This window comes from Pedobacter rhizosphaerae (assembly GCF_900111155.1).
GTDB lineage: Bacteria > Bacteroidota > Bacteroidia > Sphingobacteriales > Sphingobacteriaceae > Pedobacter > Pedobacter rhizosphaerae.
The window spans coordinates 24442-41306 of sequence record NZ_FOGG01000018.1 but is presented as its reverse complement, the minus strand read 5'-3'; the positions used below and the strand labels follow the sequence as shown (position 1 = coordinate 41306).

General features: G+C 38.8%; 15 protein-coding genes. 4 read left to right on the top strand and 11 right to left on the bottom strand.

Annotated elements, in window-relative coordinates:
* Window positions 1–33 precede the first annotated feature (33 nt).
* The gene (locus BMX11_RS14920) at window positions 34–225 is read left to right on the top strand and encodes a cold-shock protein (RefSeq protein ID WP_090885643.1); all 192 of its coding nucleotides are present in this window, start codon (window positions 34–36) and stop codon (window positions 223–225) included.
* Window positions 226–329: 104 nt separating this feature from the next.
* Here the strand turns inward: BMX11_RS14920 and BMX11_RS14915 are convergent, their stop codons facing one another.
* The gene (locus BMX11_RS14915) at window positions 330–530 is read right to left on the bottom strand and encodes a hypothetical protein (protein WP_090885742.1); all 201 of its coding nucleotides are present in this window, start codon (window positions 528–530) and stop codon (window positions 330–332) included.
* A gap of 555 nt (window positions 531–1085) precedes the next feature.
* Complete coding sequence (locus BMX11_RS14910) at window positions 1086–1784, bottom strand: DUF1826 domain-containing protein (protein WP_090885641.1); 699 nt, start codon at window positions 1782–1784, stop codon at window positions 1086–1088.
* 1110 nt (window positions 1785–2894) lie between these two features.
* Here BMX11_RS14910 and BMX11_RS14900 point away from each other — a divergent pair.
* The 3 genes from BMX11_RS14900 to BMX11_RS14890 all read left to right on the top strand — a co-directional run bounded on the left by BMX11_RS14900 (window position 2895) and on the right by BMX11_RS14890 (window position 5965).
* Entirely contained in the window at window positions 2895–3470 is a 576-nt protein-coding gene (locus BMX11_RS14900) for an RNA polymerase sigma factor (protein ID WP_090885637.1), read from the top strand.
* A 328-nt stretch (window positions 3471–3798) separates the two neighbouring features.
* Complete coding sequence (locus tag BMX11_RS14895; RefSeq protein ID WP_090885635.1) at window positions 3799–4551, top strand: WecB/TagA/CpsF family glycosyltransferase; 753 nt, start codon at window positions 3799–3801, stop codon at window positions 4549–4551.
* A gap of 22 nt (window positions 4552–4573) precedes the next feature.
* The gene (locus tag BMX11_RS14890) at window positions 4574–5965 is read left to right on the top strand and encodes an exopolysaccharide biosynthesis polyprenyl glycosylphosphotransferase (RefSeq protein ID WP_090885634.1); all 1392 of its coding nucleotides are present in this window, start codon (window positions 4574–4576) and stop codon (window positions 5963–5965) included.
* On the opposite strand, the gene BMX11_RS14885 is transcribed toward BMX11_RS14890, so the two are convergent.
* From BMX11_RS14885 to BMX11_RS14845, 9 genes are read right to left on the bottom strand one after another with little or no spacing between them, the layout of a single operon-like run.
* The gene (locus BMX11_RS14885) at window positions 5940–7109 is read right to left on the bottom strand and encodes a glycosyltransferase family 4 protein (protein WP_090885632.1); all 1170 of its coding nucleotides are present in this window, start codon (window positions 7107–7109) and stop codon (window positions 5940–5942) included. The genes BMX11_RS14890 and BMX11_RS14885 overlap by 26 nt on opposite strands.
* Entirely contained in the window at window positions 7106–8035 is a 930-nt protein-coding gene (locus BMX11_RS14880; protein ID WP_245738679.1) for a glycosyltransferase, read from the bottom strand. Before BMX11_RS14880 ends, BMX11_RS14885 begins: the two co-directional genes overlap by 4 nt.
* Window positions 8036–8040: 5 nt before the next feature.
* On the bottom strand, window positions 8041–8883 hold the full coding sequence (locus BMX11_RS14875; protein ID WP_090885628.1) for a glycosyltransferase family 2 protein: 843 nt from the start codon (window positions 8881–8883) through the stop codon (window positions 8041–8043).
* 7 nt (window positions 8884–8890) lie between these two features.
* Window positions 8891–9934 carry a hypothetical protein gene (locus BMX11_RS14870; protein ID WP_090885626.1) on the bottom strand — a complete coding sequence of 348 codons (1044 nt, stop codon included), beginning with the start codon at window positions 9932–9934 and terminating at the stop codon, window positions 8891–8893.
* Window positions 9935–9939: 5 nt separating this feature from the next.
* Window positions 9940–11244 (bottom strand): O-antigen ligase family protein, encoded by a 1305-nt coding sequence (locus BMX11_RS14865; RefSeq protein ID WP_245738678.1) that lies wholly within the window; start codon window positions 11242–11244, stop codon window positions 9940–9942.
* Complete coding sequence (locus tag BMX11_RS14860) at window positions 11244–12005, bottom strand: glycosyltransferase family 2 protein (RefSeq protein ID WP_090885623.1); 762 nt, start codon at window positions 12003–12005, stop codon at window positions 11244–11246. Before BMX11_RS14860 ends, BMX11_RS14865 begins: the two co-directional genes overlap by 1 nt.
* Before the next feature lie 4 nt (window positions 12006–12009).
* The gene (locus tag BMX11_RS14855) at window positions 12010–13560 is read right to left on the bottom strand and encodes a lipopolysaccharide biosynthesis protein (protein WP_090885621.1); all 1551 of its coding nucleotides are present in this window, start codon (window positions 13558–13560) and stop codon (window positions 12010–12012) included.
* Between the two features lie 10 nt (window positions 13561–13570).
* Window positions 13571–15883 carry a GumC family protein gene (locus BMX11_RS14850; RefSeq protein ID WP_090885620.1) on the bottom strand — a complete coding sequence of 771 codons (2313 nt, stop codon included), beginning with the start codon at window positions 15881–15883 and terminating at the stop codon, window positions 13571–13573.
* 3 nt (window positions 15884–15886) lie between these two features.
* The gene (locus BMX11_RS14845) at window positions 15887–16696 is read right to left on the bottom strand and encodes a polysaccharide biosynthesis/export family protein (protein ID WP_090885618.1); all 810 of its coding nucleotides are present in this window, start codon (window positions 16694–16696) and stop codon (window positions 15887–15889) included.
* Window positions 16697–16865: the final 169 nt, after the last annotated feature.

Genomic DNA, 16865 nt, shown 5'->3' with positions numbered 1-16865 from the left:
CAAGTAATCTATTAAAAATATTAATTATCAGTAATGGCAACAGGTACAGTTAAATTTTTCAATGAATCAAAAGGTTTTGGTTTTATTATTGAAGATGGAAGTAAAAAAGAGATTTTTGTTCACGTTTCAGGTTTAAAGAACGACATCCGTGAAGGTGACGTGGTGAACTTTGAAGTACAACAGGGCAAAAAAGGGGAAAATGCAGTTAATGTGACTATAGCATAAAACATTATCATTCCTATTTTTTTAAAAAATGCAGGTCAATCAAGTTCCTGCATTTTTTTTGCTCAAATAAATAGGTAGCGCTCAGGATGCTCTTTTTTTTGCAGTCATTTGAAGATGTTGTTCGCTGTAGATGTTGTTTGATTAGCCGCCTGGCCAGCTGCCTGCTTTGCTTTCTCCATCCATTCTGGTGCACGCTCCGCTAAATCGTCTATTACTGATCTTCCACTGATCGGATCTTTTTTAGTCAGATATTTTACGCCTGCATATACGGCCGCGCCGATGATGGCTGTCTTTAATATTCCCATAATTTCATTGTTTATATATAGTTTCAACATCAAATGTGCATGAATAGTTTTGTGCAATGAACAAATGCCTAATGAACCATGTTGTTCTTCGAGAAGCTTAGGATGATAGAATGATGGAATGATTGATTTAGTGAATGATAGAATGATTGAGTGATTGAATGACTGAATGAACTAGTGCCTAATGTACCAATGAACAAATGAACCAAAGAATCATTTTGTCCTTCGACAGGCTCAGGATTGACAGGTGGCGATTGGGATGACTGAATGAACGAATGATTGATTGAGTGAATGAGTGAAGGATTGAATAAACTAGTGCCTAATGAACTATTGAACTATTGAACCAATGAGATGAACCATTTTGTCCTTCGACAGGCTCAGGATGAGAGATTGAGCGAATGATTGAATGAATGAATAATTGAATGATAGATTGATTGAATGAACTTGTGCCTAATGAACAAATGAACTATTGAACAATTGAACCAATGAACCAATGAACCAAACAATTTTGTCCTTCAACAGGCTCAGGATTGACAGTTGTTGGATAAGTTAATTGCACTAACAAATCAGGAGTAATCGATATTCACCTTCATTTTCTACAGGTGCCCGATGAATACAAGGTAAAGCTTTTTGTTCGGGATGGTCAACTGCTAATTTCCAGAGGTGTCCAAGTCCCAGATTTAATGGCCTGGCATTAGGTTTAGGTTCGTAATGCAGGTCAAAATAGTACTCCTTTAAAAATGCTTCAAACTCCTCTTCCTGATCGTTGTGTAATTCTTTTAGCTGATCCCGGATTTCGGGAATCAGGATTTTTTGTGTAGCCTGGTCATTGGCTAAGATATCACTTGCCGCACCATAATAGGTGCATAAAAAAGTGTCAGTGCCAATAGGCGAACGGTCTACATGATAAGAATAAACATCTGTAGAAATGAAATCGAGTGTTTCATCCCGCTGATAGCTTTTAAGTAAATTGAGTGATGGCGATGCGCCGGAATCAGTTAATAACTGTAAATCATTTAAAATAATCTCCCTTGCGATATGTCCCTTTTCTGATAATTGCAGAGACAGAAGATCTTTCCGGTGAATTTCTGTGATGTCTTCATTCAATTGCAGTTTAGTCGCAATTTCTTTAAAATCTCCATTTAGGTTTCTGTGCCAGCAAATTGCATTGGAAGTTCCTTGAAAAGGGGTATTGATCAATTCTGAAAAAGTAGAAACTATCCTGGCTTGATGACTATTGGAAATTGTTTTATCCATAAAATTGCATGATTGTCGAATCGTTTGATTCTGTACAAAAATAAGCAACAAGTTTTATAATTTGGCAAAAGGTATCCGGCTACAGACCAAGCGCCTATAGCTGATTGAAATCAATTTGATACAGATCTGCGACTCAGTTAACTTAACAGCCTGATTTGAAAGTTGTAATAGTTGAATTTTGATCCCGGCCCATCGTTGCAAGACAAGTTGATGTTTTAGCGTATTCGGATAAAATCTCTATTATTTTAGGTGGAAAACACGCTTCCTTTATCGGTAAAAGGTTAAATAGCTGCATTAGGGTAGATCGACTAACATAGTTGCCGCTCTTCAGAAAAATATCTATTGATAGCTGGTTACAGGTCTTTGCATCAATCGTTTTCAGAGCGCTCTGGAGCTTCAATGCTTCACGTAGGTGAATGATTTGTTTTTGGAGAGTCATATTCAGTTGCGTTAATCTGCTCAAACTTGCGAGCAGGGATGTTTTATCTCATATTAATATGCATTTGGTATGGTTTGTAAGTGCAAATGTACAATATATCCCTAAACTGAGATATATTGAATTGAAATTTAACCTCATCTAAATATGCTCCCCCTCTTATTTTTCTGAGTAATTATCTTTTCGAACAGTAATCATTATTCCACTCTTTAGTTCAGACATCAAATGCAGGGAAAGACTGTTTAACAGGTGAAAAACTTCATTCACGTTAATGTATATGAAATGAGTTATTTCTCAGAATGGCAAAGGTATTTCTGTTTTCTTATTCATTTTACAGCTTTTCGTGCGAAACAGGCCTTAAGTTAAGGCCTTGTATAGTAATCCTATTTATTGAAATAGGGCGCGAAATCTAATCTGAAGCAGTCGTAATTGTTGCGCGTTTGTTCATAAATGTTTCTGTTTCACACTCTTGTATACATTTTGTTCACAATAACAGGAACAACCTGCTGAAAAACGTTTTTCCGACGTTTTATTGGTTTAAATTAGTGAAATGGAGGTCGTTACATTTTTTTTAGTAGCGTTTTCATTGAAATATTATGTTGTTTTCAGATAACGAGTAATAATTCGAGCAAAAAAGAAGAATTAAAGTTGAAAACTACTAAAAAACAAGAATTATGCTTTCATCATCCTATAGTAGAAACAATCTTGCGGCCGAGGTTTTTTTATCGAGATCAAGAAAACCTGAAAATTTTATTCCCCTAAGTGATGAAGAGATGTTGGACATCTTGTATCGAAATCACGCTGCTGAGCTATTATTTGTTATCCTTAAGATAATTCCACAAATAGAAACGGCAGAAGATGTTTTGCATGATACTTTTATGAAGATAAATGCGGGAATCCATCTTTATAAATCCGAGCGGTCACAATTACTCACCTGGAGTAAAGCCATTGCCAGAAACACGGCGGTAGACTACCTGAGACTGAAGAGCAGTAGGAATAACCGGTTAAATCAATCGATAGAATTTTCGCAGGCAGAACTTGGGTCAAATCATGCCTGCTATTTTAATCCGGACCGAATTGGACTTAAACAACTGTGCCGGTTGCTCACATCCGAACAACGAATGATATTGGAGCTCTTTTATTATAAGGGTTATACACATGAAGAAGTGGCCGAAACTTTAAATATTCCACTTGGTACAATTAAGACCAGAATCAGAACATCGATCTTGAGATTGAGAAAATATTTTTAGCTGAAAACAGGCTATATGCATGATGTCTACCTCCCTAAGGGTTTTTCATTCCCTTGACATCAATTGCTTACGGTTGAAGGCCTGTATTTGTTTAGGTGCGCTGGTTAATTCCAGTAAAATACTGTAGCAATAGTGTTAGCCAATTTTGATGCGATTCATGAATGTTTGGCCATGGAGGCTTCCAGCCGGCTGCTCATTAATGGGTACTGTTTAGGTTAATTAGCCATAAAAGCACTGATTTTTCCTGAAATACATAAAACTATAAACTCATAAAAACCGTATAAGATTGCCAGAATAAAGTAATTGTCATCCGCTAGTTAGTATAAATATGGAAAAAATAATAAATCCAGAAGATCGGGGTATTAAATATGATTTGTTCTACGGAAAGCTGAATGAAATTTCATTTGATCATAAAGTGGTTATCAATACCATTAATCAATATTCGTATTGTGTTGCGCGGCACGACCCTGAGTTTCAGAAAGCCTTAAAAGCATCGGATATCCTCTTACCAGACGGGGAGGGGATAGTTTTGGCGGAACGTTTGCTGACTGGGAAAAAAATACAAAAAATTTCAGGAACAGATCTCCACTTACATCTGCTATCCATATTAAACCATCAGTCTGGAAAATGCTTTTACCTGGGTTCTTCAGAAGAAACCCTGGATAAAATCAAGCTTAAGCTCAGCAAAGAATATCCTAATCTGAAAGTTGCTACCTACGCACCACCATTTTCGCCTTCATTTTCAGATCGGGATAATGCGGAAATGATTAAAGCAGTGAATACGTTTAAACCCGATGCTTTGTTTATCGGTTTAACAGCCCCCAAACAGGAGAAATGGTCAGGGCAATTCAGAGATCAAATCAATGCAAAAGTGATCTGTTCTATAGGTGCTGTTTTTGATTTTTATGCAGAAACGGTCAAAAGACCTTGCCCGCTTCTTATCCGGTATAAACTGGAATGGTTGGGTCGTTTAATAAGTAATCCGGTTAAAATGTGGCGGCGGTACCTTTTTTACGGGCCGATTTACATATTCTATATTCTGAGGCTTCGCCTCTCAACAAGCTCCAAAAATACTGCTTAAATTAATTTATCAAACTCGTATTATGGTACAAAGATACACCAATATCAATAGGATTTTCTTCATCATAATGGATCTTATCGCACTCAACGTTCTGTTTCTCCTGCCTTTCGTCCTGTTCGAGCAGGATCAGGAAGATGACTTAAAGGATGTATTAATACTCAACCTTACATCCAATATTATTTGGTTGTTGAGCTCCTATATTTTGGCCGCCTATGTAATTTATAGAGAGATTAACCTGCGCAATCTGGCCCGGCGAACCACCATATCCTATATTATTTTTGCGCTGCTGATTTCTATTTTTATTGGTCTGTCCGATTTCGCAAACGGCACTTTTCTGATGGCCAGGATTGTAGTTGGATTTGGTATCGTCCTCTTGGTGTCCAGGTTAATACTCATTAGTTATGTACTTTATACCAGATCAAACAGTAAGTTTTTTCAGAAGATTATTATTATCGGTTATAATGAAACGGCAAATGCGCTAATCAATACATTCGCTTCTTCTCAAGGAAATTTCAGGTTCTTAGGCTGTTTTGACGATATTGAACTTACTGAAGGAAGTACCAATTTGCATTATCTGGGTAGGATTGATAAAAGCTTATCCTTTGCAAAGGAAAACCAGATTGCTGAAATTTACTGTACCTTATCACCTGAAGAATCGCCATATCTTTATGAACTTGCCGAAAATGCAGAAAAACAGTTTATCAGATTTAGGTTTGTACCCGATATTTACAAATTTTTGAACCGGAAGGCGCATCTAGATTTTGTTGACGAAATTCCGGTTCTTTCGCTTCGGCCCGAGCCCATGAATTTTACTACTGCTCAATTTAAGAAGAGGTTTTTGGATATTATCATCAGTACCATTGTAATCTTATTTATTTTATCCTGGTTGTTGCCTATTCTCGCCGTGATTATCAAAATAGATTCGGAAGGACCTGTCTTTTTTAAACAGCAAAGGGGAGGGAAGAACAACAAGGTTTTTTCCTGTATCAAATTGCGCACCCTCACGCATGGCCAAACACCTGCTGATGCCGAACGCCAGGTAAAACAAGGGGATAGCCGCCTAACAAGAGTAGGAAGCTTTCTTCGGAAAACTAATCTGGATGAACTGCCACAGTTTTTTAATGTTTTAATCGGGAATATGTCTGTTGTTGGGGCCAGGCCACATATGTTACAACATGACATTACCTTTGCCAGCCTGGAAAACAGATACTTGATTCGCCTTTTATCTAAACCCGGAGTTACCGGATGGGCACAGATTAATGGTTTACGTGGAGAAATAAAAAATGATGTTCAATTAAAAAAACGTGTAGAATATGATATCTGGTATATTGAAAACTGGAATACCTGGTTAGATTTAAAAATTATCTGGCTTACTGTTCAGAGAATGATCAAAGGGGATGAGAATGCGTATTGATCACACCTTCATAAATAGCATTTAGCTTCAGCAGATTGGCGGCAGGGGTATAATTATTTTCATAGGTTGCCCTGGATTCCTCCCTGAACCTACTTTTAACTTCTGTGGAAAGATTATTATAGAAGTTTACCTTTGCCAAGAGATCTTTACCATCTCCGGGCTGGAATATTAAACCATTTTTTTCATTTGTTACTATGTCAGTGATATTGCCCAAACCCGATGCAATAATGGGCGTTGACCTGGAGAAGGCCTCTATCATGACCATTCCAAAAGTTTCATACCATTGTGAGGGGAATATAAGTGCCTCTGCATGATCCATAAGTTCGTTAACTTTAGCTTTTGGCTGTTGCCCCAAAAACTCAATATTCGCATGGTTTTCACTGGCCTGTTTAGCCAAAGCCTCTAAGGGGCCTGCTCCAACAATTTTTAAATGGAGCTTACTGTTTGAAAAGGCTTTGAGTAAGGTGTGCAAACCTTTTTCTACACTGAGCCTGCCTACAAACAGGAAATATGCTTTGCTTTCAATGCTCAATGAATCTGTAGTGTCCGGGATGAAGTTGGGTTTTACGATAAATCTGTTGTTAAGATCAGCAAAATGCGAGTCTACAAATAAATCACGCGAATGCGCCCCGAGCGTAATAAAGGCATTCACCTTTTTAAAACATCCCAATCTTTTGTGGAGATTGTTTGACAAAGCCAGCCAGAAGGTGAGGAGCCTGGACTTTCTGTAAACACCCTTTCGTACTGCTGGCCAGGGAAATCCTGACTTAAGCGAGTCGAGGAATATTTTGTTTCCGTCATACAAAGTTCCAGAGGGGCAAAGTAACCTGTAGTTGTGCAAGGTCATTACTATGGGAATTTTATACCTATACGCACAATATATTACGGCAGGTGAGGCGGCAAAATGCATATTGTGGATGTGTACAATATCTGGTTTAAAGCTTTTTATAGCACTTTTCGTTTTTACATAGGAGAAAAAATTAAAAGGCATCAATACCACTTTGAGTAGGCTAAAGCTGCTGTTATCAAATTGTAACAGCGCTACTTCATAACCAGCACTTCGAAGGAGGTCTATTTCATTTTTGACGACAATATCTTCTCCACCAGCAAGTTTATAAATGGTATGGATGAATAAAATTTTCATTTGGATACCTTTGCGATTCTATTGCTCAATTTAATGAATTCGTTCCTGAGTTTTCTGATTACCAATGTTTTATAAGCGTATGGCGCTTTAATTTGCCGCTGTAAATCGGGGATAATGTTGGAAGCGGGAGAAAAATTAAATGTTCTCTGATTCCCTGGATCAAGCGGGGAAATCAGATAATTTACACCAGATGTATTGGTAGATTCTTCATCAAACCCGATATTACTCACCTTGGAAAGCGTTGGGTAAATCACCTTTAACCTGTTCTCTGCCACGTGAACCTGCATTTGAATGTCCCAGGTAGAGATTTTTCCTTTGATTTGCTTTTTGAGCATCCGAACCAGATCGTGCCCTTCTGCATTTAAACGACTTTTAAAGTTTGGAGAATTTTTCATCAGTTGCTTTAATGCTGTTTCTTCCCAGATAACTGCAGGTAGCCGATTGCCCCATCCCGCCCAGCCATAGGAACAAAATCGTTTGTAAACAATCGTATCATAAGGGTAGTCTTGATAATTAACAGGAAAAACATAGGCTGTAACACAGAAGACAGACAAATCATGCTGATAAAATTCGAGGGCATCGGATAGAAACTTAATGTAATTCGAGCTTACGATCAGGTCGTCCTCAACAATGATAAAACGTTCGTAATGATTGCTTAAATAAGTTAAACCCGCCCTGAAATTTGGGCCAGTACTTAAATTTTCTTCCCGGTAGTGTTTGGTAACCGATTTGAAGCCTTTTAAACCATCAATGTAGTCTCTTACTTCAGCAACCGGTTTTGGATCCGCTCCCTTTTTCGGCCCGTCGCTAAAAAAGATGATGTCCATTTCTGAACATTCAGGATTGGTTAATAGCGCTTCCATGCACCGTTTGAGTTTACTTGCTCTATTGTAGCAAAATACACCTATTATGATTGAATTATTCATAGTTTTCATCGCTTAAGTTTGTGCCAGATGGTAGGGAAAAGTGTTTTGGTCCATATTTTAACAAATGCTGCGGGCCTGTGGCTCGGGAAATGCTGACCAATGAAAGCCATGTATTCCTGGTAAGCCAATCCCTTAGGGCTTTTTAAATGGGCAATCCGTTGTTTCAGGCTTTTCTTTGCAAGTGATTGCAGATCAGGATGGTCGTCTACGCAAAGACCAAGTATTCCAGGTGCTACCATAATTTTAAAACCGGCCTTTTTGGCCCTTAAGGTGTAATCAAAATCGGCAATGCTGTGCGTGTAAGCTGATGACAGGATCCCGATTTTTTGTACAATTTCCTTCGGCACCAGCATGATATTGGCATTCGCCATATCACAGGCTAAGAATTCCGTCTCGCTAAAAAGGTTATAACAGGGTACTTTTTTAGGGTGGTATAGTTTGTGCCCCCCATAGGAAATTTCATTTTTAAAACTGTCCCATGTACTCCCTATTGTTATGGCTGGCACGGTGGTATTGGTGGAATAATATTTCAATAAACTGCTGATGCAGTTTTCCTTTAAAAAAGTATCGTCATTGAGTAAAAAGTAATAGTCAGGATTGCTATTTAAGGCCATTGTCCAGGAATTTCGCATACCACCTGCCCAAAATAAGTTGCCATTTCCCTTGAAAATATTAACCTCTGGATAGGTATGCTTTACTGCTTCAGCGGTACCATCCGATGAATTATCATCAGTAAGAAAAACCTTGAATGTGATCTTTTTATCCAATTTTTGGTTAAAAAGACTCTTTAAGCAAGACAGTGTTTTTTCCTTTCTATTGAAAACCGTTATAAGTACTGCTATTTCCATCTGACATTTAGTTAATTAATACTTTTTTTACCCTTTTCTTTATTGCACGGTAATAGCTGGATACATAATATCTGGCATAACCTAATGGCGGCAGGTATGGGATCCCCAAAAGTGCCTTAACCTTCTGAAAATAGATTTCAGGTGGAATATTCAAGCCATAATGAGCTGAGTTAACCACTAAATGATGGTAAAGGGTTAAAAGACCATAGGTTTTTTCTCCCGGAAGATGCCAGATGGCAACATTGATATCTGTGGCTTCCACATTTCTGTAAAATACCGGATTGGTCCAGATCCTTTTGAGGTAGGTTTTGTTTTTTATCGCCTGAAAGTTATTCTTAAAATAGATAAAGCTTAAGGTTTGGGCCTCTTCGTTAAACTTAGGTAGGTTTTTCTGGTGGCGGGCCAGGAGTTCTACCCATATTTCTTTAAAATCGGCTAAAATTATCCTGATGTTTTTTACGCTGGCCAGAAAGAACTCGCCAAGGTGATAGCCAGGAATGACATGTAGCTTTTTATTTAAAAGCTCTTCATAGAGCAGCTTCATGTCTTTTCTGCTTAGGCCATGAATAACCAGGTCGGTGGTGCAATCGTCTTCAAATGAAGCAAATCCTTTGAGAGCAGCATGCTTAAAAAGCGCATCTACGGATCGCGTAAAAATGCAATCCGAATCTAAAATGAGGTAATGATCTTGCAGGTTTGGATTGTTTTCGACTATGTATTCCAGAATGGAAAATTCATAAAACTGATTCTGAAACAGGTTAAAATACCCTTTTGGTGTTTTATACTTGAAATCTGTAAATATTACCTCTACATCCAGCTCTGCGAGGCTTTTCTCCACGCTTTTTCCATCTAAAACCGGCATTTGTCTGGTATTGCTAAAAAGCAGGTGTTTTTGGGTTTTATTAAACCGTTTACTGGTTGCAAAGAATAGCAGGATGCACCTCCAGTAGATATTCTGATGCTTAACGCCAGATGATTTTTCACCTGTTTGGGGATAGATGCTTTCTTCACCTACAGCATCGGTACAAATCCATGTGCATATATAATCCATATCAATCAGTTCAGGTTATCAGGTACATTTTTCGGCATTATCACTATGTGTTCGGGCTTTCTAAAAGATTCTTCATCATCGTTAGTAGGTTTTCGCTCCAGATAAAACAGGCATAAACCAACGACTCCCCAGTATATGAGCGGCAGAACGTAATTCAGAGAAAATAGTAAACCAGATAAAGAGAAAGCGATTAAGATAATCGACTTCTGATCGAGATTTTTGCTCCAGGCTTTAAAGGCCAGGTATATCAGGTAGGCATATTTTAATATTAACCCGAAAAATCCATGGTAAAAAAGCATTTCCATAAAGCCTTCATGAAAATGCTGTCCTGTTTTTTCCGGCCACCAATCTACCAATGGGTTTTTCATATCGAAGCCTTCAAAGGTCCAGCCGAAAAAAGGGCGTTCTAAAACCATGGGGAAATAAACATCGCGCTGGTCAGCCCTGAATTTTCCGGTTCCGTTCTCTTTCAGTGGGTCTAGTATTTCACTAAATCGATCGGAAAAAAAGTTCAACATTTCAGGGAAAGCCTGAGCAATAATAAATACGGATAAACTGATGAGCAGCAATCCGCTGAAAATAGTCCTGACCAATCTGGAAATCGGAACCAGGTTATTCCTCAAGACCATAAAAAAGTAGAGACCCATGGAAAAAATACTACTGGCCCAAACCGATCTATGCTGATGGATTATAATTATCGTTACGCAAAATAAGAAGAGGATAAAGCTCCATAGTTTACCATGTCTTAAAAACTGATCGAAATACCAGATTAATGGAATAATCATCATGAAAATGGAGCGGGCGTGTATGATTCTGCTATCGCCAGAAAAGGGGCCGTAATCGTCCATGTTAACCTGTTCCAGGCTAAAAGAAAAGCCGGCACCATAACAGAGCATAAAAACCACATAAAGAAGGAGGTAAAATTGTGCCAGCAACTCCAGTATTTCAAAGTTGAATGTTCTGCAGATGTATTTGACGAAAATGGTGTAGGCAACGGGAAATAGTATGGTAAACAAGGTAAGTTGCTGAAATACATTTCCGTAATCCAGCATAGATTCGAATATGAGCTTGATCACTACGAAGCTCATTAATCCGATATACACCATTTCGTTTCTTTGCAGGTCTTTGAATTTAAAAATCAGGAATGCATAAATGACCAGGCTCAGTAATTTCTCGTACATCAGGATAATGTTCGAATTGGGCATAACCAGCCATGAAAAAGTATTTTCCATGAGGAAAAACGTAAAGAAAAGCAAGCCGATTTCCTTTACGGTAAATTCATATTTAGTTATTCTGATCAGATAATCCATTACCATATCATTTTGACTCTTCTAATGACTTTTGGAACGATGTGCGTAATTTGAAGGACATTGAGCAACTGGTTAAGGAAAATTGTTTTCATGCTTTTGCGGTTGTCATCCCACTTAATGGGGCGTTCTCCCCTTAAGTACATGCTCTGCAAAATATCTTCCTTTTCCGGCACTATTGCGCGATAGATTTCGGCCTTTTTATCAACCAGTTCCTTATTGATGTAGCCAAGATGTTTTAACCTGAAATTTGTATTGCGTTTTATTCCGCTAATGCCTTTCACATTGGGAGAGTCGATAACCAGATTCTGGAAATAACCTGATGGGTTTTCCCTCCACATTATCCTGTCATGGCCTGCAGAGTAGTTTAAGCGATACCAGGAGCCCGCAAAATGCTCCCGATCCATAAAATGAAATCTTCGAAACGCATACTTATTGATAAATCTGCTTTTCATTAATCTGTCAAAGTGAGCGCGTGTGAGCTGTGGTTCAAATATTTCATCAATATCGATCCAAAGGCACCAGTCTGGCTTTCTTAAACGCACCTGTTCGTAAAGCAGGTTTTTATCACGTCCTTCATTATAGCCCTCGGTTTGTATAATATTTACAACCTTAGGATGTTTCTTTAGTGTTTCGTACGTTCCATCAGTGGATCCATTATCCAGTACAACAATTTCATCTGCCAATTTTTCGAAGCATCTTAGCCATTCTTCAGCGAATAAAATTCCATCTTTTACGCGCAGCATAATTACGAGTTTTGCCATATCCTTAATTTTTATTTGAAAGTGCCTGTTCTTTTTGGACTGCTCTCGAAAAAATATTCGAAAATCTGGTCCGGAGTATCATTTTAAGATCTTTGTCGGCAGCTAATAATAAACCAACAAACAGAACTGAAAAGCTTAAGCCATTTATTAAAAGGTTAATCACCTTCATTTCTTTAGGAACCAGTAAATTAAAGCTGTAAAATAGTATCCAGGAAATGCAGGCAGCAGCAGGAATAATAATCAGCCATTTCTTGAGGATCGCCAGTACAAATTCAGCGTTTAAAAAGCCCAACTTGTGTAAGCGATAACTGAAAATGAGGCAATCAATTCCAATGCTTACGGTAAGCATTACTACCAGCAGGCCAGTCAGGCCAAAATGTTTGGTGGCAAAATATAGCAGCAGCCCCGAGAGAATCCCTTTTATGATGGTAATGAAGCTATTCATTTTAATATCACCAAGCGCATAGCTCATGTTAGACATAAAATATCCAATCAGCGTAAAGAAGAAAGAGGATAATAAAAGGTAAATAACCGTGTTGCCTGCATAATTACCAGCACTGGTCCATATCGTAATTAAATTTTGGTAGTTGGTTAAAAAGCAGAATCCCACAAAAATTGCGGCATAGGAGTAATATTTAAACTGTTTGTAAATCAGTGTTTTGATTTCTCTTGTATTCCCTTTTCCATGCGCATGAGAAATCAGCGGCATTAGCGCAACAGAATGCCTGCCGATTAAGGATTGCGTCATTTGAATGGGCCGTTTATTAATTTCAAAGATGGTAATCATGGATGGGGCGAGGAAGCGTGCCAATATGATCATATCCAGGCTTGCCGAAAATCCTCCTATAATTCGGGAAAAGGAGGTTAATGAAAATATCCGGATGAATTTTTTAAGATGCGCTGTTTGGTAAATGATTTTTAAGCCATCGGTTCGCAATTGCTTTTTGAGCGCAGAAAAGCTGTAAATGTTAATGTATAGTGCACGGCACAGGTTTGCAACAGCAATGGAAATAACTCCATAACCCAGAAATAATAAAACAATATTGGTAATAAGAAAAACGAAATTTCCCGATAATGTGCCTATTGCAACCTGTGCAGCGTTTTGGAGCCCCTGGTTGATACCCGATAAACTGAATGATACCAGGGATAGGGCCGTTGCTCCGATTGAAATTAACAATGCCGCCTGCAATCCTTGGTATTGAGCAATGTCTTTGTTTATAATCGTACCAATAAGAGAGAAGAAGATAAAACCAACCAGCATGGAAAGAAACAGAATGAAAACTGATGTAGCCAATCCGGATCCTATGATTAAACTGATCTCCCCGGGTTCATTCTGGCCTCTCAAATGGGCTATTTTTTGTTGCAGCACATCGCCCACGCCAGGATCTGCCAAGGTCATCCAGGCAAGGATATTTCCAGTAGCCAGCCATAGTCCTAAAGTGGATACCTCTATTTTATTAAGATAGAGTGGTAATAGAATTAGGGCGTTAAATATATTTGTGATCACATATCCGTACTGAAAAATAAAATTCCACTTAAGTATGTTTCTATCCATTAATAATTTATTAGTCAATTAATTTTTGATCATACGATCCTCCGTAAACCATTCCGGAACCATAGCCATAACCATAAGTGTTTTTGCCAAAACCTCTTTGAGCCACGGCATTGAACACTATTGCTGGATTTGGAAGGTTGTTTAACCTGATATTTTCGTCTATCCGCTGTACAAACACTTTTGGGGTATAGGCATGTCGAACTACGAATAAGGTAGCATCGCACAATGGGGCTAAGGTGTAAGCATCAGAAACCGGTCCTACAGGAGGTACATCAATGATGATAAAGTCAAAGTGGTTATCCAGGTAATTTAATAGTTCTGCAGCTTTCCCATTCAAGATCAATTCTGCCGGATCGGCGGGTAGCTTACCCGTTAACAACACCGATAGATTTTGATTAACCTGGGAAGGTTGAATAATATCTGCTTCGGATACCTTGCCTTCTAAATATTCAGAAATGCCGATGGTTTGTTTGATGTTGAACTTGTGGTGGATGGTTGGGTGGTTTAGATCAAAGTCGAGTAAGGCCACCCTCTTGCCAGTCATGGCTAAAATTACAGCCAGATTGGAGGCGACAAAACTTTTTCCTTCTCCTGAAATGGCCGAGGTTACCATTACCCTTTTATTTTTTCCGTCAACGCCTAAAAAATGCAAAGTTGTTCTTAGGCTACGAAACTGTTCGGCAATAAGCGTTCTTCTCTGCGGACCGATTACGATGTGGTTTTTGGATCTGTCGGCACTTATTTCTGCAATAACCGGTAAGGCCGTTAGCGACTTGATCTCGCTTTGGAACATCACGTTTCTGCGCATGCCTTCCTTAACAAAAACAAATGCAAAGCCTAAAATTCCGGCAGCCAACATGGAGGCCAGTAGCACCATTTTTCGCTTTGGACTCACAGGAAATTCAGTGGATTCGGCCCGGCTAATTATCTTACTATCCGAGCCATTGGTGATATATGATAATGCGGTTTCTTCTTTTTTTCGCAACAGCAGAGTATAAATGCCGCTTTTTATCTGCTGTTGACGGGTAATGCCCACTAAATTTCTTTCAGTTTCGGGCATGGATTGTAAAACCGATGAGTAGGTATTGGTGGTGCGTTGCAGGTTATTTCTGCTTGCCGCTAAACTATTTCGCTGATTCCTAAGGTTCTGTAGTATCTGAGGCTTAATTTTATTGATCTGATCGATATAAGAAACCACCATGGGATTGTTTTCTCCGGTGGTTTTGCGGAGGCTTTCGGCTGTTAATTGTAGCTCATAAATGTCTTTAACCATTTGAGATAAGCCCGCATCGCTTATTCCGGCAGTTGAGGGTACAATTCCACCACTAAGATCTTTTGATCTGACATAATTCTCTACCTGATTAAGGACCGATAGCTGCATATTGATCTCACCAACCTTCTGATCATTTATACTCACATTTTCAAGGTATAATTTTCCCTGGGTGCCCACATCAATTGCCCCCCTTTCTGAGCGGTAGTCTTGAAGTTTGTGCTCAATATCCAGTAATTCCCGTTCTACAGCAATTAATCTTTTATCGATAAAAGCTTGTGTGTTAGCGGCCAGTAAATTGTGTTTTTCGATAGTTGAAGAACTGTATACCTCTAATATCTCATTCAGTATGTCTTCTGCTCTTCGTTGATCCTGGTCTTGAAGAGATACCTTCAGGATCGTAGATAACTTATTCGCTTCTGATACTTTGAGGTTTTTTGCTATAGATGATACCACTTTTTTAGGAGTGGTTATGGAGAAATGGAAATTATCATCCGCCAATGCTTTATAACCCGGATTTAGCCTGAACATAATGGTTCCATATGACATCTTCAACCAGCTATCGAAGGGATATGTCTTACCTGCAATGATCACTTTCCCGCTTTGAATCCTGAACCTGGTTTTATCTACAGGGCTAAGACTGTTTGGCTGCTGCGCTATGATTTTAAGCGGTGCGTTTTTATAACAGAGGATATCTGACAATCCTTTTTGCTGGAAAATGGAAACATAGAGTCCCAGATCTTCAACAACCTTGTAAAGGATGGGATTTGATATCATCACTTCCTGTTCATTCTCGACGGTTTGCTTAGGGCTGAGCGTGGATGCCATGGGATCGGTTGATTTTTCTGTTGCATCGCCTTCATGCTCATTGATTAAAATTTTCGCCGTTGCTTCATACACCGCTGGTGTTATTTTTAAATAAATGATGCTTCCTGCTACCGCCAGAACAAGCAATCCCAAAAACATAGGCCAGTAGGGAAGTAGCCTGAAAATAACATGGCCACCGGCCTCGCCGGGATCTTTCGGTTGTGTATTCTTTCTTATGATGTTCATAATTTACCTCGCAATACGATCTATAATAATGGCTCCGAAAGACAAAGCACTCAGTATAATGGGGATGAGTGTCGAACTTCTGGTTGAACTGGCTACCTTAGCTTTATTGGCTTCTACATAAACGATATCATTCGATTTAAGGTAATAATAGTCGGATGTGAAGATTTCACTCGAATTCAGATTTATCCGCTTTATCGTTTTCTGCCCATTTTCTTCTCTGATAATCATGACGTTATCTTTTTTTCCATAAATGGTAATGTCTCCTGCCAATCCCAGCGCCTCCAATAAGGATATTTTCTCGCTTGGTACGTTTACTACCGATGGCCTTCCCACTTCGCCCAGAACCGAAACTTTGAAGTTTAACTGCCTCACAATAACAATGGGGTCTACAAGGAGCTTCTTGCTCAACAGTTCTGCTGTGATTTTTTCGCGGAGTTCATTCGTAGTTAATCCGGTAATTTTCAGCGTACCCAGTACGGGGAATTGAATATTACCCTCGTTACTTACCAGGTAACCAGGCGATTGCAGATTGGCCCCGGTTACACTACTTGTGCTCACATAAGAGTTGTTGGGCTTGTTGAATATCTCTGTAGCCGCAGGGTTTAAACTGGTTACCGCAATACTTAAAATGTCGTTGGGTTGAATAACATTTTTAGAAGATAAGTTGCTGGCCTTTAACACAGCATCCTGCTGGTTATTGAAGTACACGGTATTTTTCGTGCTCGAACAGGAAAATAAAATCGCTGAACAAAAAAGAACCAAAGTATGGATCAAAAATGGCAGTCTGGAATCGTGATTATAAAATATATGCATATTTGATTTTATTTAACTATTTTGTAGTCAGTTAGTTATGTTTTAGTTCTATATTTGACCGTTTATTTGTTAGCTGCGGCTGAAGCCCTTTTTATTCTTACCAGACACCCTATACGTTTTTTTTTACCGCTTAGTTTTAAAGCGCTCCCTAAAGAATTCATCTTTTGAA